This is a genomic window from Brevundimonas sp. RM1 (assembly GCF_052907225.1).
In genome coordinates, this window is the sequence record NZ_JBRERY010000010.1 from 1 (window position 1) to 19,420 (window position 19,420).

The following is a 19,420-nucleotide window of genomic DNA, read 5'->3' on the forward strand; positions in this document are numbered from 1 at the left end:
GGATCGACGGCCGTGTCGGAGATTCCGTCCGGCCCGTGCTGTGCATGACTTGCGGACCCATGAGGTCCAGCAGATGCGTTGTGTTTCGACTCGGCCATGAGCCGCCCCTTTCCAATCGTAGATCGATCCGGCCCCCGACCCGATGTCGGGCCGACAGTTGTTGATCCTAGTGAACCATGAAGCTGATGGAGCCGGACATCTTGTGCCCGTCCGGGGCTTCGGCGGTCCATACGGCAGTGTAGGCCCCCGGGGCGAGAAGCGGCAAGGCGACGCTGACAATCGCGGCGGCGGGCGCGGGCGGGGCTGCGACCACGATCGGCGCCTGGCCCTCGGCGGTGAGGGTGACGGTCTTAAGAATCATGGGGTGCGGGAAGGTCGCACTGAAGCGTTCCGGTGACCCATTCGTCATCGCGCCGTCGGCGGGCGTGGTGACGATGCCCGATGGAGCCAGGGTCGACTGCTGCATCCCGGCGTGGCCGGCGTGCGGGTCCTGGGCGGCGGCGGCTCCGGCGACCGTCAGAACGGCGGTGAGAACGAAAATACGCATAATGAGTCCAATATCCTCGATTAGAACCAGGCCTTGATCCCGACGATCAGGCGAACATCTTCGGCATCCTCGTCACGCGCCCTGGCGTAGTCGGCGGTGTCGCCCAGCGACCGGCTCCACTCGACCCCGACGTAGGGCGCGAACTCCTTACGGATTTCGTAGCGCAGGCGCAGGCCCGCCGTGACCGAGGTCAGACCCGAACCGATCTCCAGTTCTGGAATGTCGCTGGCCGACATCGCCACTTCAATGGCCGGCTGAACGATCCACTTCTGGGTGATGCGCTGGTCATATTCGACCTCGGCACGGGCGGTCAGGTCGCCTTCGGTCGACAGGAAGGCGGCGGCGTTCATTTCGAACCAATAGGGGGCGACGCCCTGAACGCCGACGGTCAGATAGGTGGTGTCGTCGCCGTCGGGGCGGAAGTCCTGCCTCACGCCCGCTTGAACGTCCCAGAAGGGGGCGATGGCGCGGTGCCGTCATGTTAACTGGGTCCAGTCAAAAGTACCCCTTCCCTGCAAAATATCAGGCTACCGCCGCCATCCAAGCGGCATCCGCATCGGCGCGAAAACGACGAAGTGTGGATCTGCTGATGAGATGGCGCTGGATATTGAAGGTGTTGTAAATCGCCGCGTTGGTGGTGAGAAATCTCTGGGCTGAAGCTTGAGTTTTGAACCTCTGCTGCTGCCGTTCTCGTCGTCGGATCGGCAGGTGAGAATTCTCAACGCGGTTATTATCACGTAGCCGGCTAGGGCGATGTAGATGGCGCAGTTCCAACTGTTCAAGCGCCGCACCATATGATGCCAGTCCATCAGTTGTGATGGTTTCCGGCTCGACAGGTTGGTTGCGCAAAAGACGTCTGATCAGCTTCAAAGCCGCCTCTGTGTCCCGCCGGCGCTGGACGATGACGTCTAAAATCTCGCCTTCGTCGTCGACCGCCCGCCATAGATACATACGTCGGCCACCGATCTTGCAAACCATCTCATCGAGATGCCAACGGCCTGTGGGTGACCCACGTCGCTTCTTCAACCGCCTTGCAATCAATGGCCCAAACTTGATCGTCCAGCACCGGATCGTTTCATAGGTGACGTCAATTCCGCGTTGCGCCATCAGTTCCTCAACATCGCGGAAGCTTAGGCTGAAACGAAAGTACAGCCACAAGGCATGGCGGATCACATCGGCTGGAAAGCGATGACGTTTAAACGATAGCGGCTTCATAAAACGCCTTCTCCACCAATAGCTTGAAGCCTTCTAAGTGGAGCACCTTTAGCGTTAGACTGACAGCACCCGTCATCATCAGCAGTAGTCGCCATCACATCCTCCTGAAATGGCGAAGGCGACGACTAAAATATCATATAAGTCCAGCCATAAAAGCCTATTTATGCAGATACTTACTGACCGCTTTCTGGAGATTATTCATCGGATGACTGGGTCCACCCAGCAAAGATGTGCCGGCTGTCAGAACATGCCGACCGTATAGGCCGTGTATGCAGCGTAAGATGCGACGAGGGCGAAGCCTTCATTTCTGCTCAACCGGCCTCCGGAGAAGGCGAAAACCATGACAACCAGCGACACCGCCACCAGCAACAGGAGGTCAAAGGCCATCATGCTGGCAGGTACTTCGGTGGGAGCCACCACGCCAGTGATGCCGCCTATAAACAAGATGTTGTAAATGTTGGAGCCGAGGACATTGCCCAGAGCAATGTCACCTTCCTTGCGATAGGCAGCCACGGCAGAGGTGACCAGCTCCGGGAAGGACGTTCCAACCGCCACGATTGTCAGACCGATGACAGCGTCGCTCACTCCGAGCTGCTCTGCAATCTTGATGGCACCATCCACCAAAAGCGATCCGCCGCTCACTATCAATACGAGACCAACCAGAAAAAGGAGAATGGCCACCGAGAGCCTCCCGCCGGATTGCTCCTGCGGGATCAGGGCCGGGTCGATTTCTTCCATCGCCACGGCACGATCATAAGCGGCACTATGGGGCGCTCCCAATCGTTCCTGGCGGTAGGCATAATAAACATACCCTCCCATCGCGATCAGGAAGATGATGCCAGCCTCGCGGGAGAGGCCAACAGTCGCGCCGGCGGCGAGCAAGGCCAGAACGGCGAGGGTGCCAATACCGCCATCGCGCCAAAGGGTACGGGTTTTTACCGCGATGGGTGTGATCAGTGCAGCTATTCCGAGGATCAACAGGGCATTGGCAATGTTCGATCCAACGATATTGCCGATGGCAATCCCTGGTGATCCGGCAAGGCTGGCCTGCACGCTTGCGGCAAGTTCAGGCATAGAAGTGCCCATGCCCACAACTGTCAGGCCGATCAGCATCGGTGACAGACTCAGTCTTTCGGCAATCCGCACGGCACCGCGGACCAACAGGTCGCCGCCTGCAATCAGCAGAACAAGGCCCAGCAACAGGAAAAATGCATCAGCAAGCATGATGTGACAGCAACCTTTGTCGGGAAATTAGCGTCGATCAGTAGGGTGATGCCCTGCGGCTGTCACTGGGGTTGTGCCGGGGCATCGCCTGCCTTGTGCTTCTACCCCGACAGCTTCCATTGTAGTCGTGCGGGTGCCGTCAGGTTAATTAGGCATTGGCAAAAAAAGTCCCTACCCTGCTCATTTTCAGATGGTAGCGGCCGCCCAAGCAGCATCCGCATCGCCACGAAAGCGACGAAGTGTAGGTCTGCTGATCAGATGGCATTGGATGTTGAAGGTATTGTAGATAGCTGCGTGGGTTGTGAGAAATCTCTGCGCTGAGGCTTGGGATTTGAACCTCTGCTGCTGTCGCTCTCGTCGTCGGATCGGCAAATGCGAGTTTTCAACGCGGTTATTGTCTCGTAGCCGGCCAGGGCGATGAAGGTGCCGCAGTTCCAACTGATCAAGCGCCGCACCGTACGATGCCAGCCCATCCGTTGTGATGGTTTCCGGCTCGACAGGTTGTTTGCGTAAAAGACGTTTGATTAGATTCAGCGCGGCCTCTGTGTCCCGCCGGCGCTGGACGATGACGTCTAAAACCTCGCCTTCGTCGTCAACCGCGCGCCACAGATACATGCGCCGTCCTCCGATCTTGCAGACCATTTCATCGAGATGCCAACGGCCTGTCGGAGGCACTCTCCTCTTCTTGAGCCGCCGTGCAATCAGAGGCCCGAACTTGATCGTCCAGCACCGGATCGTTTCGTAGCTGACGTCAATTCCGCGTTGCGCCATCAGTTCCTCGACGTCGCGGAAGCTCAAGCTGAAACGAAAGTACAGCCACACGGCATGACGTATCACCTCAGCTGGAAAACGATGTCGCTTAAAAGATAGAGGCTTCATAAAATCGCCCACCCCACCAATGGCTTGCAGCCTTCGAAGTGGAGCACCTTTACCGTTAGACTGACAGCACCGCACCAGTAAGCCCTATCGTTCGGCCAACAACTACAGTAAACAAAATCCACGCATCATGATTTGGCGGCCGTGAGCCAGTTAGATGAGATAGTGGGGATTAGAGCATGAAAATGCTTGCGACATCAGTGCGCCTCGTGGCCTTCTCAACGTTCTGGCTAGCGCTGACAGGGGGCGCAATGGATGCGCTGTACTACGGGGCGCCAGCGGTCCTGCTGACAACCTCAATCAGCCTTGCGCTTTACCCGGCGACACAACCGGGGATTCGGCTGTGGTGGGCGGTCCTGTACGTGCCGCACCTCCTGCTCCGCGGCTTCTTAGGTGGTCTGGACGTCGCGCGGCGAGTGCTCGACCCACGTCTGCCCGTCCGGCCCGGCTGGCGCCGGGTGCCGCTCTTGACGAATATCGCTGAGGTGAATGCCGTCCTTGGCGGGGTCGTCAGCGTTCTGCCTGGCTCATTGGCCGCAGGGATCCGCAATGGCGCGTTGGAGGTTCACATGCTTGACACCGAAGATTTCAACCTGCGCAGCCTTCAGGCAGAAGAACGCCGCGTGCTACGCTTGTTTGGTATGCCTGTCGTTACCCCTCGCTACGCAGGAGAAAATCGTGGACGCAGCTGACCATTTCATGGTCGCCGCCGTCGTTCTTCTGCTCACGCTGGCGCTGGCGCTTTTTCGTGCCTGGTTCGGGCCACGGGCGATCGACCACGTAATGGCAGCGCAACTCGTCGCGACCAGCGGGGTCGGCGTGGCGCTGACGCTGGGCGCGGCCAGGGACGACGCTTCGATGCTGGATGCGGCCTTGGTTGGCACAGTGCTGGCCTCGGTGGCAATTCTCGTTTTTGTGCGGGACGGCCAGAGTGATGCGGACGAGCCCGGAGACCCAAAGCCATGACATTGGCCGATTACCTGGTCCCTGCGCTTCTTTACATCGGTGTCTTTTTCTATGCGGCCGGATCGTTGGGGCTGCTCAGGTTTCAAGATGCCGAGTTAAGGCTGCACGCGCTTACCAAGGCCGACAACGTCGGTCTGGGCTTCGTGGCGCTTGCCGCCGCGTTGCACTGGGGTTCGGTGGCTGTCGCTTTCAAGATCGCCGCCGTCTGGCTGTTCGCGCTCATGGCCGCCGGAGCGACCGCACAACTGATGGCGCGCCGCGCGAAGACTGCGGCCGAGCGGGGCACGGACCGATGACGCTGGCATTCGACCTCATCCTCTGCCTGATGATCGTCGGTACTGCAGCCGCAGCGCTTCTCACGCACAACGCGCTGGCGGCAATCGTTTTTTTCATCGTTTTCGGCAATCTGCTCGGACTGGCATGGCTGGCTATGAACGCAGTCAATGTCGCCATGGCAGAGATCGCCATCGGCGCGGGCATCACCGGAGTTTTGCTGATACTGACGCGGCAACGGCTGATGGCGCTTGGTGACGATCTGGTCAGCGCCGAGACGCCCGGCTGGCTACGTGCCGGCGCGGTGTTGGCCTGCACTGGTTTGACGGCGCTGGTTGGGTCCGCGGTCCTGAGTGTCGCGCCCGCAGACGACTTGGGCGGGCCAATCGCCGCGCTGCTGCCGGAGCTTGGCATCGAGAACCCGGTGACTGGCGTGCTTCTGGCCTTCCGGGCCTATGACACATTGCTGGAAACATTCGTCCTGCTGGGCGCGCTTGTCGCAGTCTGGTCGCTCGCCCCGGGAAATGCATGGCCGCGCCCGCCCGCGTCACTGAACCTGGCGGAAAGCGGGGGGGGAAGCGTCGCTCAGGCCTTCGGACGGTTGCTCTTGCCCTTGGCGCTGGTGATGGCGGCCTATCTGGTCTGGGCCGGGTCGGACTTTCCGGGTGGAGCGTTTCAGGCCGGAACCGTGCTTGCCGGCGGTCTGATCATCGCCGCGATCGGCGGAGCGGTCGCATGGCCGCGGGCCGACAACAGCATTCTCCGCGCGGTGCTTGTGCTTGGCCCGGGGGTCTTTCTCATCATCGGCCTGGCGGGAATCGCACTGGGCCGATTCCTGTTCTATCCGCCAGGCTTCGCGAAGGCCATGATCGTCGCGATCGAGTACAGCCTTGCGCTGTCGATCGGCGCGACCCTCGCGCTGCTACTGGCGGGTCGGTCGGTAGCGCCGGATCATAGGAGCTGACTACTGCATGCCAACGTTAATGCATCTTTACCCGCTAACAGGGGCGGCATTGGTGGGGCTCGGCCTCTACGGCATCGTGACCCTGCGTCATCCGTTGCGTCAGCTTCTGGCCGTCAATGTGGTTGGTGCCGGTATCTTCCTGATCCTCGGTGGACTCGGGCGCGGCACCGCTTCGACCGATCCGTTCCCGCAGGCGCTGGTCATCACCGGCATCGTCGTCGCGGTGGCGCTCACCGCTTTCGGTGCTGCGTTGGTTGTGCGCGTGGCCGAGGAGGAGCGGGCACGAGATGACACCGCGGCGGTCGAAGCGACCGGCGACAGTGCATGAGCCCGCTTGACCTGCTTGTCGCAGTGCCCCTCGCTCTGATGATCGCGGCGGTGCTGCTTGGGAGCCGGGGACGCTTATTGCTACTGGCGGCAATTCCGGTCATGGCGGGTCTGACGGTGTGGCTGCTGCTACTGCCAGAGGGTACCGCCCATATAGTGGGTGACTGGAACCTGCCGCTGGGAATCCTGTTGCGTGCGGATGGGGTGGCACAGCTTTTGGTGGCAGCCACGTCAGCCTGCGCTTCGATCATTGGACTGTACGCGCTGCGCGAATTCGCGCCCGGGCCGAGCGGGTCGGAGACCGCCCACGGCTATGCCTTCTGGCCGCTCTTCTACCTGTTGTGGGGCGGAGCAAATGCTGGATTCCTGACCACCGATCTCTTCAATCTTTATGTCGCGCTGGAAATGGTCAGCCTTGCCGCGGTGGCGATGGCGGCGATGGGCTCGCTGCGCGCCGCGCTGCAGTACTTCGTGGTCGCGCTGGTCGGATCGCTGGCCTACCTGCTAGGCGTCGCGCTTCTGTTTGCCAATTACGCGACAGTGGACATCACACTGCTGGCCGGGACAGCGAGGCCGGACCTTGCGACCAAGGTCGCACTGGCGGTGATGACGGCGGGACTGCTGATCAAGGCGGCGGTCTTTCCGCTGCACGGCTGGCTGCCGCCAGCCCATGCCGCAGCACCCGCACCCGCCAGCGCCCTGCTCTCCGCGATTGTCGTCAAGGTAGGATTCGTGATCCTGCTGCGCCTTTGGTTCGAGGCCTTCCCGGCCATCGTAGCCCCTGCGGCACTCGATGTGCTTGGCTGGCTCGGTGCGCTGGCGGTACTTTACGGCTCGATCCAGGCGATCCGGCAGGAAACCCTGAAAGCCCTCGTGGCCTATTCGACCGTGGCGCAGATCGGCTATCTGCTGCTGGCTTTTCCGCTTGTCGTGACAGCGGCAGGGTCCGACCGGGCTTGGGCCGGAATGACAATCCATGCGATAGCCCACATGCTTGCGAAGGCTGCGATGTTCCTCGCGGCCGGGCTTATGCTCAAGGCGGTGAACGGCCACCGCTTGGAGGACCTTAGTGGCCTTGTGCGGGTAATGCCGCTGACGGTGGCTGCCTTCGGGCTGGCCGCGATATCATTGATGGGCCTGCCGCCCTCGGCCGGCTTCATAGCGAAGTTCCTCCTGCTCGAGGCTGCGCTGGAGCAAGGCGCCGTGTTCCAGGCCGCCATCCTGCTCGTTGGCGGGTTGATGGCCGCAGTCTACCTATTCAATCCGCTATCCAGGACCTTCGCCGGCAGAGACACACCGGTTACCGAGGCAAAGGACACGTTGCAAACCGCCGCTCCGCTGGCGCTGGGGCTTCTGGCAGTGTCGCTGGGGTTCGCCGGACAAGCGATGGTCGATATCTCTGCAGGGGTGTCCCAGGCAGGGCCTCCGGCGGCTGCGGTTGGGGAGGTCCCGTGAACAGTCTTTTACCCCTGCTGCTGGTCTCGCTGACAATCGTTCCGGCGCTGATCAGCTTTGCCCTGCCGGACCGCCTCGCGGTCTGGCGCGACGCGATCAACATCGGCTTCGCCCTGAGCAAGCTGGCGCTCGTGGGCGCCTTGCTGCTGGCAGCACGCGAGGGCACGATCACGGAATGGCGCTACGAATTCCTGCCGGGACACGAATTCATCCTCCGGCCGGATTCACTTTCATTGCTGTTTGTCACTCTCTCTGCCTTCCTGTGGCTGATAACCACCGTCTATGCGATCGCCTATTTCAAGCGCGGACCGCACTTGGGGCGCTTCTTCGGATTCTTCAACCTCTGTGTCCTATCGGCGACCGGAGTGGCCATTTCTGGCACGGCGATCACCTTCTTCCTCTTCTATGAACTCCTGACCTTGGCGACGTGGCCGCTGGTCGTCCACAAGGGTGACGAGAAGTCCCTCCGCGCGGGGCGCATCTACCTGATCTATACGCTGGCAGGCAGCGCCGCCTTTCTGGCGGGCATCGTCTGGCTGAAGTCGCTCGTCGGCACGATCGAGTTCACGGCACCGCCTGATCTGACCGGGATCCCGCGGCTGGAACTCACGCTGATCTTCATCCTTTGCATCGGCGGGCTCGGCGTGAAGGCGGCGCTCATCCCGTTCCACGTATGGTTGCCCGAGGCGATGGCCGCGCCCGCTCCGGTGAGCGCGCTGCTCCACGCCGTGGCCGTGGTCAAGGCCGGCGCGTTCGGGATCCTGAGGATGATCTACGACGTTTACGGAATCGATACGGTATCGGAGCTTGGCCTCGGCACGCCGCTTGCCTTGTGGGCCGGAGCGACCATCCTCTATGGCTCGTTCCGCGCCGTGATGCAGACCGACATCAAGAAGCGGCTGGCCTATTCGACGGTCAGCCAGGTCAGCTACATCATTCTCGGGGCCAGCCTGATCGGCCCCTTCGCGATCATCGGCGGGCTGGTGCATCTGGTGCATCAGGGGATCATGAAGATCACTCTTTTCATGTGCGCAGGGGCGCTGGACAACCGGATGGGGATCAAGTTGGTGGCGGATCTCGACGGTGCCGGGCGGGCGATGCCGGTGACAATGGCAGCCTTCAGCATCGGCGCGCTCGGCATGATCGGCATTCCGCCGACCGCAGGTTTCATCTCGAAATGGTACCTGGGGATGGGAGGGCTGCAGTCCGAGGCGAGTTGGGTCATCGCCGTTCTGGCGGGATCGTCACTTCTGAATGCGCTCTACTTCCTGCCGCTGCTCTACCGCGCCTGGCTGCTTCCGCCATCGAAGGAGCTGGCGCCGGTACGCGAACTGGACGGCGCGTGGAACAGGATGCTGGTCCTCCCCGCCGCGGTGACCGCCCTGATAACATTGGCGGCCGGAGCCTTTGCGACTTTTCCGTTCAGCCCGCTGAAATGGGCCGAGCTGATCGCCGAGAGTGGCTATCTGAAATGACAATCGCACCCAGCCTTCTTCTGTTGGTCGTGATCCTCTGGCCACTCTTTCTCGCCTTTCTGTGCCTGCTGCCGAAGCTGGGGCCGAGGATGCTTTTGGCGCTGCCGCTTGGGCCGCTCCCGGCACTCGCCGCCGTGTTCCTGGCGCCGCGAGACCAGACCCTGAGCGTGCCTGGGGTACTGCTCGATGGCGGACTCCGACTGACCGAAACGGGGGTGCTGTTTCTGGGCGGCGCCGCGCTGCTGTGGTTCTGGGCTGGGGTTTATGCCCTGCGGTACATGCGCGGCGATTCCCGCGCGCAAACCTTTGCCCTGTTCTGGATGCTGGTACTCGCTGGAAACCTGGGTGTGTTTCTGGCAGCGGATCTGGCGACCTTCTACGTGTCCTTCGCGCTGGTGTCGCTGGCCGCCTATCCGCTTGTGATCCACGATCGCAAACCCGCGTCGATGAGGGCCGGCGTGGTCTACATCATCCTTGCAGTTGTCGGCGAAACCGCGCTGCTGGCCGGTTTCATGATGATCGCCCATGCGGCAGGGGGAACGATCCTCATAGAGGGGGTTCGCGACAGGCTCGCCGACCCGGGGGCCGACCCGCTGGTGCTGTGGTTGCTGATTGCGGGTTTCGGCATCAAGGCGGGATTGGTCCCGCTGCATGTCTGGCTTCCGGTGGCACATCCGGCGGCGCCGGTCCCGGCCTCGGCGGTGCTGTCTGGCGCCATCGTGAAGGCGGGCATCTTCGGGCTGGTCACATTTCTGCCTTGGGGCAGCGCCTGGCCGATCAGTGGAACGCTGCTGGCTCTTGCGGGGTTCGGCGGGCTCTTCACGGCGGCGCTCTACGGGGCGATGCAGGGCAATCCAAAGACGGTGCTGGCCTATTCAACAGTCAGCCAGATGGGGCTTCTGATGGGCGTGATGGGCGCGGCGCTGGCGGCGGGCCTGCCGGCGGCTTCGGTTCTGCCGGCGGTAGCGCTTTATGCGCTGCATCACGGGCTGGCCAAGGGGGCGCTGTTCCTGGGCGTCGGCGTGGTCGGCAAGGCTCGGGGCGTGGCGCGGGGCTTGGTGATCGCGGCACTGGCAATGGCCGCCTTGTCGGTGGCCGGGTTGCCGCTAACCGCCGGCGCGCTTGTGAAATCGGCGATCAAGGGTCCCGCAGGCGACTTTGGCGCGACGTTAATCGGCCTCTCGGCGCTGACCTCAGGGCTGTTGCTGGTGCGCTACTTTTTCACCCTTCCCGCGCCTGCAAAATCTGGCGGCCCGCCCGGTCTCATGGTCGTGCCGCTGGTAGCGCTGTCAGCCGCCGCGCTTGGCCTGCCGTGGTCACTCTATGCCCGGGCAACGGGCAATGCGCCCTACGAGGCGATTGACCTGTTGGCGCTCGGCATCAGCGCCTGGCCCCTTGGGCTCGCGGCAGTTCTCGTCATCGCCGCGTTGGGAACCGGACTGCGCGCCCCGTCGCTGGCCGAAGGCGACCTGCTCGGCCCGGCAGCCCGGCTCAGCGCGAGGGCAGCCGCCGTTGCCCGGGCAGCCGCATTGGCGGGCCGATCGGAGAGGCCGGGCGAAAACGGGCAGCTCTTGGCGGAGATCGCCGAGGGGCTTGAGCGTCTGGAACGGCTGATCAACGATCGTGCGGCCACGTCGGCCGCCGTTATACTGATTGCGCTGGGCCTGTTCGCTGCGCTTACCTGACGGCGCCGCGTGCGAAACTAGTCGGAACCGTCAGGTTAACTGAGCACATTCAAAAAGCCCCCAACCCTGCAAAATATCAGGCTACCGCCGCCATCCAAGCGGCATCCGCATCGGCGCGAAAACGACGAAGTGTGGATCTGCTGATGAGATGGCGCTGGATATTGAAGGTGTTGTAAATCGCCGCGTGGGTGGTGAGAAATCTCTGGGCTGAGGCTTGGGATTTGAACCTCTGCTGCTGCCGCTCTCGTCGCCGGATCGGCAGGTGAGAATTCTCAACGCGGTTATTATCACGCAGTCGACCGGGACGATGAAGATGCCGTAGTTCCAACGGATCGAGGGCCGCACCGTAGGATGCCAGCCCATCCGTTGTGATGGTTTCCGGCTCGACAGGTTGGTTACGTATAAGACGTCTAATCAGCTTCAAAGCCGCTTCTGTGTCCCGCCGACGCTGGACGATGACGTCTAGAACCTCGCCTTCATCATCAACAGCGCGCCACAGATACATACGTCTGCCACCGATCTTGCAAACCATCTCATCGAGATGCCAGCGGCCTGTGGGTGACCCACGTCGCTTCTTCAGCCGCCGTGCAATCAAAGGCCCGAACTTGATCGTCCAGCACCGGATCGTTTCGTAGCTCACGTCGATTCCGCGTTGCGCCATCAACTCCTCGACATCACGGAAGCTCAGGTTGAAACGAAAGTACAGCCACACGGCATGACGGATCACCTCAGCTGGAAAACGATGTCGCTTAAACGATAAGGGCTTCATAGAAATGCCTACTCCACCAGTGGCTTGCCACCTTTTAGGTGGAGCACCTTTAGCGTTAGACTGACAGCACCGCGCGGCGCACGGCTACGCTCGGCCTGACCTGGGCCCGATGTCCGCGGCGGAGTTTAGCGGCGGCCGCGCCACGGTCATGAAGGCGCTGGAGGAACTGGGGTTTGAAGTCTCCGCCGCTGTTGAAACGCCCGAAGCGGCGGCGGCCTTCCTCCTGACGTGGAAGGCCTCGGGCTGGCCTCACGAAAACCTCGTGAGGATGGTGGAAACGCTAAAGGCGCAGGGCTATGTCGATGAGCCTTGGCGGCTTCGATCATTTCGTAAGGCCGCCATTGGCGACCCCGTCTGGCTGCTGAAACAAGGCCCCGGGCCAAAGGTCATTTTTGGCCAGGGCCGCATCCTGGAGGCGCCCACCATGCGTGACGCTGGAAACGGCAAGGTGCAGCCCATGGCGACCATCCGGTTTTCACGGCTTGTCGATCCAGAAAACGCCTGCCTGATCGATGACGTCGCGACAAGCGACATCCTCGACGCCAATCAGATCCGAGCTCAGGCCAGCGGCGATCCCATCCGTGCGGAGCAGGCCGCAGCCCTCGTCCTGGCCGCCGGTCCCCCGCCCTCGGCCATGATCCCGCCGGAGCATGCGAGCGATGACGCATTCGACCCGGCGAACCTTCAGGACGCGCGGGACCGCGTGTTGCGAGAAATCGCCCAAAGGCGAGGCCAGAAGGCTTTCCGAGACGCCCTCTTGCGCGCCTATGGCGGCCGGTGCGCGGTCACCGACTGCGACGTCAAAGACGTGCTGGAGGCGGCGCATATCGTGCCCTACCTCGGGCCCGAGACCCACCGGACCGAGAATGGCCTCCTGTTGCGCGCCGACATCCACACCCTGTTCGACTGCGGCCTCATCACCATCGATCCCATGAGCCGAACCGTCGTGGTGGCGGAGCGCCTGCTGACGACGGAGTATGGCTCGCTCCACGGCAAGCCGCTTCGAGCCCCGAGCGCGATGAGCGACGCCCCCAGCATTGGGGCTTTGACCCGACGGAGCGAGATGGCCGCCGGACGTCGTTGAGCGCCGGCGAAGCCCGCGTCGCCCCCTTCCTCGCGGCAGCGCCCAGCGATCAGCGATCAGCGATCAGCGCCTTCAATTCCGCCAGCGACAGCCACGGCCTTTTGGCGTGCACCATCCGATGACAGTTGGCGCACAGGAGGGCCAGATCGCTGACCTTGGTCGGCTGGCTCGGATCGAGCGTTTCCAGCGGCTGGGTGTGATGGGCCTCGATGTAGGCGTCGCCGCGCGGTCCGTAGGCGACGCCGAACTCGAAATCGCAGGCTTCGCACGCCAAACGCCCATGGCGCTTCAGCGCCAGCGCCTTGCGCTTTTTGACCAGACCCCGATCGCGTTCGCGATAGTGATGCAGGCGGGTCAGCACAGCGCCTTCGGCCGCCTCCGCCTCTTCATCGTCCGCCTGCGTCACAAGACCCGGGGATTGGGCGAGGGCCGCCTTGATGGCCAGGGCCACGGCGCTGAGGCGGGCGCGATCGCCGGAGAACTCGTCCCAGATTTCGACATCACGCTGCGCCCCATTGGCCAAGCCCTTGTTCCCGCGGCTTTGGAACGTCGGATCCAGCCGCTGGAAATTACTCAGCTTCATCGACACCCCGGACGGATTGCGCAGCGTGGCGGAGGTCGCGCCGCCGACCTGCGCCCAGAATTGGTTCAACAGCGCCGACAGCGCCCTCACCTCCGGATGCGTTTGATCCGCGGCGGGGTGATCGAAGTAGAGATCCAACGCCAAGATCAGCTCGTCGCGCGTCCAGTTCGGATTGCGGGCGCGCGACGCCGGGGCGCCAGCTTCCAGGACGTCTTCGGCTGAGACGTCGAACCCCGGCGCGCCGCCGTCGCAGTTTGGGCAGCGTCGCGCATGGATATCGGAGCCGTTGGCGCCGTAGACGTGGGCGCACCGCCCGCAGGACAAGACATAGATGCTCTGCCCGTAGTCGGTCCCAGGCCGCCCCGTGGGGCCGAGGACGACCTGGCCCCGACCATTGACGTAGCCTGGCGTGGTGGTGATGGCCATCAATCTTCCCCCGAGCGGCGTTGACGTCCCATGCTAGCCGCCGAGTCTCACCGAACGGTATCCGCCATGCCGCACCACGTCCTCACCCGCCGAGATCTTTACGACCGCGTCTGGACCGAACCGATCCGCACCGTGGCGCGGAGCCTGGAGGTGTCCGACGTCGGCCTGGCCAAGGCCTGCCGCGTCGCCGGCGTTCCGGTCCCGCCGCGCGGTTATTGGGCCAAGCGGCAGCACGGCAAGCCGACCCCGCCGCGCCCGCCTCTGCCGCCGCGCCCCGGCGACGAGCAGGTGGTGATCGCCCCGCCGAAGAAGCGCCCGCCCGCCCCCGCCGCGACGGACGCCGAAGCCATCCCGGTCCCGGGCGACCTGCGCCGCGCCCATCCGATCGTGCGCCGCTGGATCGCTGACAACGCCGAGACCGCCGCCGGCATCGCCGGGGGGGTTGGGGCCTGGAGGGGCTGGCGGATCTGAGCGCGCCTCTGGCTCAACGCCGTCTGCGCCTCACCAGTGCCCTGCTCACGGCGCTGGCGCGCCGCCGATGCGAGGTCGCCTGCGGCCCAGAAGGGCTGACCGTCAAGGCGAACGGCGAGACCCTGACCTTCACCCTCTATGAGCGTCGCAAGGTCGCGTCCCGCCCCGCCACCGCCGAAGAACGACGCTGGCGGCCAGAGCGTCCGACGGTGCGCGCGACCGTTCCCGCCGGCGATCTGGTCTGCAAGATCCGCGAGGCTCTGTCGGTTCCGACGGAATTCCACGAGCGCGCCACGCCGTTGGAGGCGCAGCTGCCGGCCATCGTCGCCAGTCTGGAGGCGGGTTTGGCGGAACTGGCCGAGCGGCGGCGTCTTCGGGCGCTAGAGGCCGAGCGGCGCGCCGCGGCGGAGACGGCCCGCCAGAAGCGCCGGGCCTATCGCGAAGCGCAAACGGCGCTGTCGGCGAGGCTCGTCGCCCAGGCCGAGCGCCATGCGCAGGCCCAGGCGATCCGGGCCTATGTCGCCGCCGCGGACGGCTCGGCGGCGGCGGCCGCGGCGGACTACGCCGATTGGCGGAGCTGGGCCTTGGATCAGGCCGCGGCGAGGAATCCGCTGCGGAACGGCGCAGCGCCGTTCGCGCGCCTCTCGTCGATCGGGGACTCGACGCAGCCCGGCCGCTGACCGGGGAGAGACGAACCGGGCGCGTCTAACAGATCTTATGCCGCCTGGGCCGCAGCCCCGCCCGAGCGGCGCCCGGTTGCGCCCCCGCGAATCCCCGTTATGGCGAAGGTTCGACACGTCCTAATCGTCGAGGGGGAGAGAAGATGGACCTGGGCTATCAAAGGCAAGCCGTCGCCGAATGGCGCGACCGGCAGATGACGGCCGCGGCGGCGCTGTTCAACCTGAAGGCCGTCGACGCCCGCGCGGCCTTTGACCGCGATCTTCACGACGCCACCGCCCGCGACGCCTTCTTCCCGTCGGCCTTGGCCACGACCCGCATCGACGCCCTGATGACGGCGGCCTTGGACCAGGCTCTGCCGGACTTCTTGTCTGCGGCCGCGCAAGAGCTGGTCGCCATCTCCGAGCGCCTCACGACGCTGTCCCAGGGCCTTGGCGACGCCAAGCTCGATCTTCCGAGCGCCGCTTCGGCGACGCTCGAGGCCGCCTCGGCGCCGGCGAGCGAAGAGACCCCCGCGCCGCCCGCCGCCTCGCTCCCTGCCGCCGTGGCCCCGTCCGCCTGGCTCACGGACCTGCCGAGCCGCCTGCGCAAGCAGGCGGCGGGGGTGATCGACAGCGCCGGCGCGGCGGCGGACCAGCTCGTCACTGAAAGGCTGAAGATGGTCGACCGGCTGCGGGCGGCCGCGGCCAAGCGGCTCGAGCGGGCCTGGATGAACGACGAGGCGGGCTGTGACCCGCTCTCGCAGCTCATCGGCCTGATTGACGAAACCGCCCACGCTAGCCGAGTCAGCTTGTCATGATCGCCGGCGCGATCGGCGGGCTCTTGCTGCGGGAGATTCCCGGCCCTCTTTTGCACGGCCTGGCGACCGGCGAGTACCGCCTGTTTGGATCCACGATCCGCCAAGCCGCCAACGGCCGGATCGTCGGCTTTCTGCAAGAAGCGGCGCCACGCGCGCTTCAGAGCGGAAACCCCGTCCTCGCCCCGGTCAGCATCGCCGCCGATCTGGGCCAGTTGGTCCAAGGCGAGCTCATTCGCGCCGGGGTCAAGCGATTGGAGGCCGGCATGGCCGTGCTGCAAACCCTGGGGGCGGCGAACCTCGCCGTCAGCGCCGCCGGTCTCGGCGTGTCCCTGGTCGGCTTCGCCGTCATGTCGGCGCGGATCGAGGCGGTGCGCAAAGCGGTCGACGCGCTGTCAGACCAAATCGCCGACGTCGGCAGCAAGATCGACCAGATCCAGCAAGACGCCGTCGATCTCGAGTTCGTCGAAATCCAGGCGCTGGCGCGAAGCGCGGACGAGGCGTGGCGCCTGTCGGACGCCGCCGCGGAAAGCCGCTGGCGAGAGGTGGCGCGCGCCGCGCTGCACCACCAGGCGCGCTTTGAACTGCGAGCCGATCGCATGCTCGCCGGCGACGCCCGACGTTATGCGCTCGCCGATCCCTTTTTGGACGCCTTGGCGCTCACCGCCGCCCTTCGCGTCTCGGCCCTGATCGCCGGCAACGAGACCCAGGCCGCCCGCGAGGCGGCGGCCGACGGCGCCCGAAGCCTGGAGCGGCTGACCGGCGGCCTCGGCCTGGCCGATCTCAGCCGGATCGAACAAAGGAAGAGCGATGCGCCGCCCGGCACGCGCCAATGGGCTCTGGCGCAAGCCCGCGCCAACGAGGCGGTGCGCGACACGGTGCGCAAAATGCGCCAGCGCGAGGCCGCCGCCCTAACCCGCGCAGCGCCCCTGGCGGACCTCGAGCAGAGGGGCGTCACGCCCCGCGACTGGCTGGCCCAGGTGCGCGCCGAAACCGAAACGCCCGTCTTGGTGATGCTCGCCGACCGCTGACGCGCAGGGCGGGCGCCGCGCCCCTCGAAAGAACCTCGATTTTTAGGGGTCGCGCGGCGCCGCGTTCCATGGCTTGATCGCTTGTCACGGCTCAAGCCTGGCCGGGCGGTTCGGTTGCGGCGTCCAGCGCCCCCCCTTGTCGGGCCCGCGCCCGAGCCGCCCCTTTTTTGAGGCCGGGCGGCCGCCCTTGTCACCGAACGCGGCTCTGTTTCATCCGGCGACGGCGCGTCGAAAGGCTGCCCTGATCGCCCGCGAAGCCACGGTCTGGAAGCGGCGGACCTTCATCCCGCTGTGACCAAGGACCGTCCGCTGCGGAAGACAGCGCCCCTGCCCGGACAGCCGTCTGCGCCCCTCCGCCAGGCCCCGAAACCGTGGACAAGTTTTAAAGAACATTGATCGTCGCGATAACGCCAAGCTAAGACTTTAAAGCGAAGCTTTCGTCGCGGCCGCGCTAAGAACGCCGCAATTTCAAGAGGATCTTGAGCTGTCCATGGCGTTTCGTCTCTCTCTTCCGACGCTCCTTTGTTCCGCGGCGCTCGCGTCCTTCGGCTTGGCGGCCTGCAACAAGCCCGAGGCGCCGCCCGCTTCTGAAGCGGCCGAGGCCAACGCCGACAGCCGCCTGGCCGCGATCGACGACAGTCTGGCGCGCATGAACTACGGCGAAGCCGCCCGCCTGGCCGCTGAGGCGCAAGCGCAATACCCCGGCGACGCCCGCCTGCACGCCGCCGCCGCCCGCGCCCAGGCGCGCCTCGGCGACGCGGAAGCGTCCGCCGCCGCCCTGCAGCGCGCGGTCGCCGCTGGCCTGCCCGACGTCGGCGCCCTTCTCGCGGACCCCGCCTTTGACACGGTGCGCGACCATCAGGCGCTCGCCGCCTACCGCCCGCGCCGGGCGGGCAAGGCGCCCGCTGCGCCGACCAGCCGCATCCGCGCCGGCGACGTGGAGATCATCGAAAGCGCCAATGGCGACGTCATCCGCGCCGGCGACGTCGTCCTCGACACCCGTCCCTAAGAGTTTCTCATGACCTTCAAAACCTCCTGCTTCGCCGCCGTGGCCCTGGCGGCGATCAGCTCCGTCGCCTTCGCCCAAACGTCCAACGTCGTCTCCGGCAGCGGCTCCGCGCCGGTCACCCGCGACGCGAACGCCGTGCGGGCCCAGGCCGAAGCCCTGGCCAAGGCCGATGTGGTCCGCGCCTTCGCCCGCCAGGTCCTCGGCGCCGAACGCATGGGCGAACTGACGCCGGAGATGGTCGATCAGTTGGCGGTCCAGATCCGCAACGACATGATCGTCGATCGCTCCTCCGAACGGGTCGGCAACGCCTTCAACGTCACCCTGTCGGCCAGCATCGACCGTCAATGGTTCCAAAGCGCTCTGGATGATCTGGGCCTCGCCTCCTCCTCGCGCCGCGGCGGCGGTCAACAGCAACGCATCGTGGTCATGATCGACGAGGCCATCGGCGTGGCGCCGGACTTCAGCCAACCGGCCGAGATCGTCACCGAATATGATCGCGACAGCGGCTCCTCCTTCAGCGACAAATCGGCCCTGGCCTACAGCAACCGCGAACGCTCCGGGTCGTCGTCCTCGTCCGCATCGGGCCAATCCTCGCAAGGCCGTTACGCCGGCGCGGCAAGCGGTCGGGGCGGCTCGGTCGCCGTCAGCGGATCGGGCAGAAGCTCCAGCGCCCAGCGCTCGCGTTCGTCCTCCGCCTCCTCCAGCGACACCGCGCTGATCGACCGCACCAATATCGAGGCCAGCACCCATGACGATGTGCGCTTCCGTCAGCGCATCACCTTCCAGTCGGCCGCCAACAGCGCCACCGGCCGCGCGGCCGTCTCGGCTCTGACCGAAGGCCTGGTCAACTACGACATCGGCACCGCCAGCGTCACGCCGCTGATGGCGGCTTTCCAGCCCGGCCCGACCCCGCTGTTCACCGAGCTGCAAGCCAGCGGCAAGCTGAACGCCTTCTTCCAGTACGCCCAAAGCCAGTCGGCGCCCTTCTTCATGTCGGGCGCCCTGGAGATCAATCATGGCGGCCGCCACCCCGCGACCGGCGAGGTCGAATGCACCGGCGCCTTCAACGCCGACGCCTACAGCACCGCCACCGGCCAGAACGTCGGCTCCGCCTTCCGCGAAGCGACCGGCGTCGGCCGCAACAGTTCCGACTGCGAAAACCGCCTGACCGCGGTTCTGGCCAGCCAGGTCGCGGCCGCCCTCGGCCCGCAGATCCAACGCGAATGGCGCAATGTCAGTCGCGCTCAAACCTCAGCCGTCCAGTCCGCGTCGGCCCCTGCCGAATACACCCTGACGCTGCGCGGAAACGACCTGAACATGGGCGTTCAGGCCGATCTCCTGGACGCGCTCGGCGCCATCCCAGGCGTCGATCAGCATGCCTTCCTTGGACAGGACGCGCGTCAGATCAACATCCACGTCAAATATTCGGGGTCCACGCCGCTGCACCTGGCCCTGTTCCAACGCCTGCGCGGCAACCCCGCCTTCGCCGCCATGCAGTCGCAAACGGCGCCCCAGCAGGTCATCCTCTGCCTGAACGGCTGCTAATGTCGCGCCTCGCGTCTTGGC

22 protein-coding genes are annotated in these 19,420 nt (G+C 64.9%); 15 read left to right on the top strand and 7 right to left on the bottom strand.

What is annotated here, in order from left to right:
* Positions 1-166: 166 nt before the first annotated feature.
* From ACU5AP_RS10500 to ACU5AP_RS10520, 5 genes are all read right to left on the bottom strand, one after another.
* Positions 167-547 carry a copper resistance CopC family protein gene (locus tag ACU5AP_RS10500; RefSeq protein WP_242915554.1) on the bottom strand — a complete coding sequence of 127 codons (381 nt, stop codon included), beginning with the start codon at positions 545-547 and terminating at the stop codon, positions 167-169.
* A 20-nt stretch (positions 548-567) separates the two neighbouring features.
* Positions 568-1,011: a copper resistance protein B gene (locus ACU5AP_RS10505; protein ID WP_433942605.1), complete on the bottom strand. Its 444-nt coding sequence runs from the start codon at positions 1,009-1,011 to the stop codon at positions 568-570.
* 58 nt (positions 1,012-1,069) lie between these two features.
* Positions 1,070-1,762, bottom strand: coding sequence for an IS6 family transposase (locus ACU5AP_RS10510; protein ID WP_433942291.1), 693 nt, complete (start codon positions 1,760-1,762; stop codon positions 1,070-1,072).
* A 240-nt stretch (positions 1,763-2,002) separates the two neighbouring features.
* Positions 2,003-2,986, bottom strand: a complete 984-nt coding sequence (locus ACU5AP_RS10515) for a calcium/sodium antiporter (RefSeq protein ID WP_088411776.1) — start codon at positions 2,984-2,986, stop codon at positions 2,003-2,005.
* 186 nt (positions 2,987-3,172) lie between these two features.
* The gene (locus ACU5AP_RS10520; protein WP_088411784.1) at positions 3,173-3,865 is read right to left on the bottom strand and encodes an IS6 family transposase; all 693 of its coding nucleotides are present in this window, start codon (positions 3,863-3,865) and stop codon (positions 3,173-3,175) included.
* A gap of 176 nt (positions 3,866-4,041) precedes the next feature.
* Between ACU5AP_RS10520 and ACU5AP_RS10525 the strand changes: the two genes are divergently transcribed.
* The 8 genes from ACU5AP_RS10525 to ACU5AP_RS10560 are packed head-to-tail and all read left to right on the top strand — an operon-like array spanning position 4,042 to position 11,007.
* On the top strand, positions 4,042-4,554 hold the full coding sequence (locus tag ACU5AP_RS10525; RefSeq protein WP_088411786.1) for a Na+/H+ antiporter subunit E: 513 nt from the start codon (positions 4,042-4,044) through the stop codon (positions 4,552-4,554).
* Entirely contained in the window at positions 4,541-4,828 is a 288-nt protein-coding gene (locus ACU5AP_RS10530) for a hypothetical protein (RefSeq protein WP_433942290.1), read from the top strand. Before ACU5AP_RS10525 ends, ACU5AP_RS10530 begins: the two co-directional genes overlap by 14 nt.
* Entirely contained in the window at positions 4,825-5,124 is a 300-nt protein-coding gene (locus ACU5AP_RS10535) for a cation:proton antiporter (RefSeq protein ID WP_088411788.1), read from the top strand. The genes ACU5AP_RS10530 and ACU5AP_RS10535 overlap by 4 nt, the downstream gene beginning before the upstream one ends.
* The gene (locus ACU5AP_RS10540; RefSeq protein WP_088411790.1) at positions 5,121-6,065 is read left to right on the top strand and encodes an MnhB domain-containing protein; all 945 of its coding nucleotides are present in this window, start codon (positions 5,121-5,123) and stop codon (positions 6,063-6,065) included. Before ACU5AP_RS10535 ends, ACU5AP_RS10540 begins: the two co-directional genes overlap by 4 nt.
* 19 nt (positions 6,066-6,084) lie before the next feature.
* Positions 6,085-6,393: an NADH-quinone oxidoreductase subunit K gene (locus ACU5AP_RS10545; protein WP_198398662.1), complete on the top strand. Its 309-nt coding sequence runs from the start codon at positions 6,085-6,087 to the stop codon at positions 6,391-6,393.
* A complete protein-coding gene (locus ACU5AP_RS10550; protein WP_089389411.1) occupies positions 6,390-7,847 on the top strand; it encodes a complex I subunit 5 family protein in 1,458 nt (485 codons plus the stop codon). The genes ACU5AP_RS10545 and ACU5AP_RS10550 overlap by 4 nt, the downstream gene beginning before the upstream one ends.
* Positions 7,844-9,322 (top strand): complex I subunit 5 family protein, encoded by a 1,479-nt coding sequence (locus ACU5AP_RS10555; protein ID WP_433942287.1) that lies wholly within the window; start codon positions 7,844-7,846, stop codon positions 9,320-9,322. The genes ACU5AP_RS10550 and ACU5AP_RS10555 overlap by 4 nt, the downstream gene beginning before the upstream one ends.
* Positions 9,319-11,007 carry a complex I subunit 5 family protein gene (locus tag ACU5AP_RS10560; RefSeq protein WP_165456313.1) on the top strand — a complete coding sequence of 563 codons (1,689 nt, stop codon included), beginning with the start codon at positions 9,319-9,321 and terminating at the stop codon, positions 11,005-11,007. Before ACU5AP_RS10555 ends, ACU5AP_RS10560 begins: the two co-directional genes overlap by 4 nt.
* 76 nt (positions 11,008-11,083) lie before the next feature.
* On the opposite strand, the gene ACU5AP_RS10565 is transcribed toward ACU5AP_RS10560, so the two are convergent.
* Positions 11,084-11,776: an IS6 family transposase gene (locus ACU5AP_RS10565; RefSeq protein ID WP_433942286.1), complete on the bottom strand. Its 693-nt coding sequence runs from the start codon at positions 11,774-11,776 to the stop codon at positions 11,084-11,086.
* A gap of 109 nt (positions 11,777-11,885) precedes the next feature.
* On the opposite strand from ACU5AP_RS10565, the gene ACU5AP_RS10570 reads away from it, so the two are divergent.
* Positions 11,886-12,860, top strand: a complete 975-nt coding sequence (locus tag ACU5AP_RS10570; RefSeq protein WP_446681222.1) for an HNH endonuclease — start codon at positions 11,886-11,888, stop codon at positions 12,858-12,860.
* A gap of 49 nt (positions 12,861-12,909) precedes the next feature.
* Here the strand turns inward: ACU5AP_RS10570 and ACU5AP_RS10575 are convergent, their stop codons facing one another.
* Positions 12,910-13,869, bottom strand: coding sequence for an HNH endonuclease (locus ACU5AP_RS10575; RefSeq protein WP_446681223.1), 960 nt, complete (start codon positions 13,867-13,869; stop codon positions 12,910-12,912).
* A gap of 66 nt (positions 13,870-13,935) precedes the next feature.
* On the opposite strand from ACU5AP_RS10575, the gene ACU5AP_RS10580 reads away from it, so the two are divergent.
* The 6 genes from ACU5AP_RS10580 to ACU5AP_RS10605 all read left to right on the top strand — a co-directional run bounded on the left by ACU5AP_RS10580 (position 13,936) and on the right by ACU5AP_RS10605 (position 19,399).
* Positions 13,936-14,340, top strand: coding sequence for a hypothetical protein (locus ACU5AP_RS10580; protein WP_446681224.1), 405 nt, complete (start codon positions 13,936-13,938; stop codon positions 14,338-14,340).
* Between the two features lie 209 nt (positions 14,341-14,549).
* Positions 14,550-15,020, top strand: coding sequence for a hypothetical protein (locus tag ACU5AP_RS10585; protein ID WP_446681225.1), 471 nt, complete (start codon positions 14,550-14,552; stop codon positions 15,018-15,020).
* A gap of 143 nt (positions 15,021-15,163) precedes the next feature.
* Positions 15,164-15,817 carry a hypothetical protein gene (locus ACU5AP_RS10590; RefSeq protein ID WP_446681226.1) on the top strand — a complete coding sequence of 218 codons (654 nt, stop codon included), beginning with the start codon at positions 15,164-15,166 and terminating at the stop codon, positions 15,815-15,817.
* Positions 15,814-16,845 (top strand): hypothetical protein, encoded by a 1,032-nt coding sequence (locus ACU5AP_RS10595; protein WP_446681228.1) that lies wholly within the window; start codon positions 15,814-15,816, stop codon positions 16,843-16,845. The genes ACU5AP_RS10590 and ACU5AP_RS10595 overlap by 4 nt, the downstream gene beginning before the upstream one ends.
* 550 nt (positions 16,846-17,395) lie before the next feature.
* Complete coding sequence (locus tag ACU5AP_RS10600) at positions 17,396-17,854, top strand: hypothetical protein (RefSeq protein ID WP_433942285.1); 459 nt, start codon at positions 17,396-17,398, stop codon at positions 17,852-17,854.
* Between the two features lie 9 nt (positions 17,855-17,863).
* Positions 17,864-19,399 carry a hypothetical protein gene (locus ACU5AP_RS10605; protein WP_433942284.1) on the top strand — a complete coding sequence of 512 codons (1,536 nt, stop codon included), beginning with the start codon at positions 17,864-17,866 and terminating at the stop codon, positions 19,397-19,399.
* The last annotated feature ends 21 nt before the right edge of the window (positions 19,400-19,420 follow it).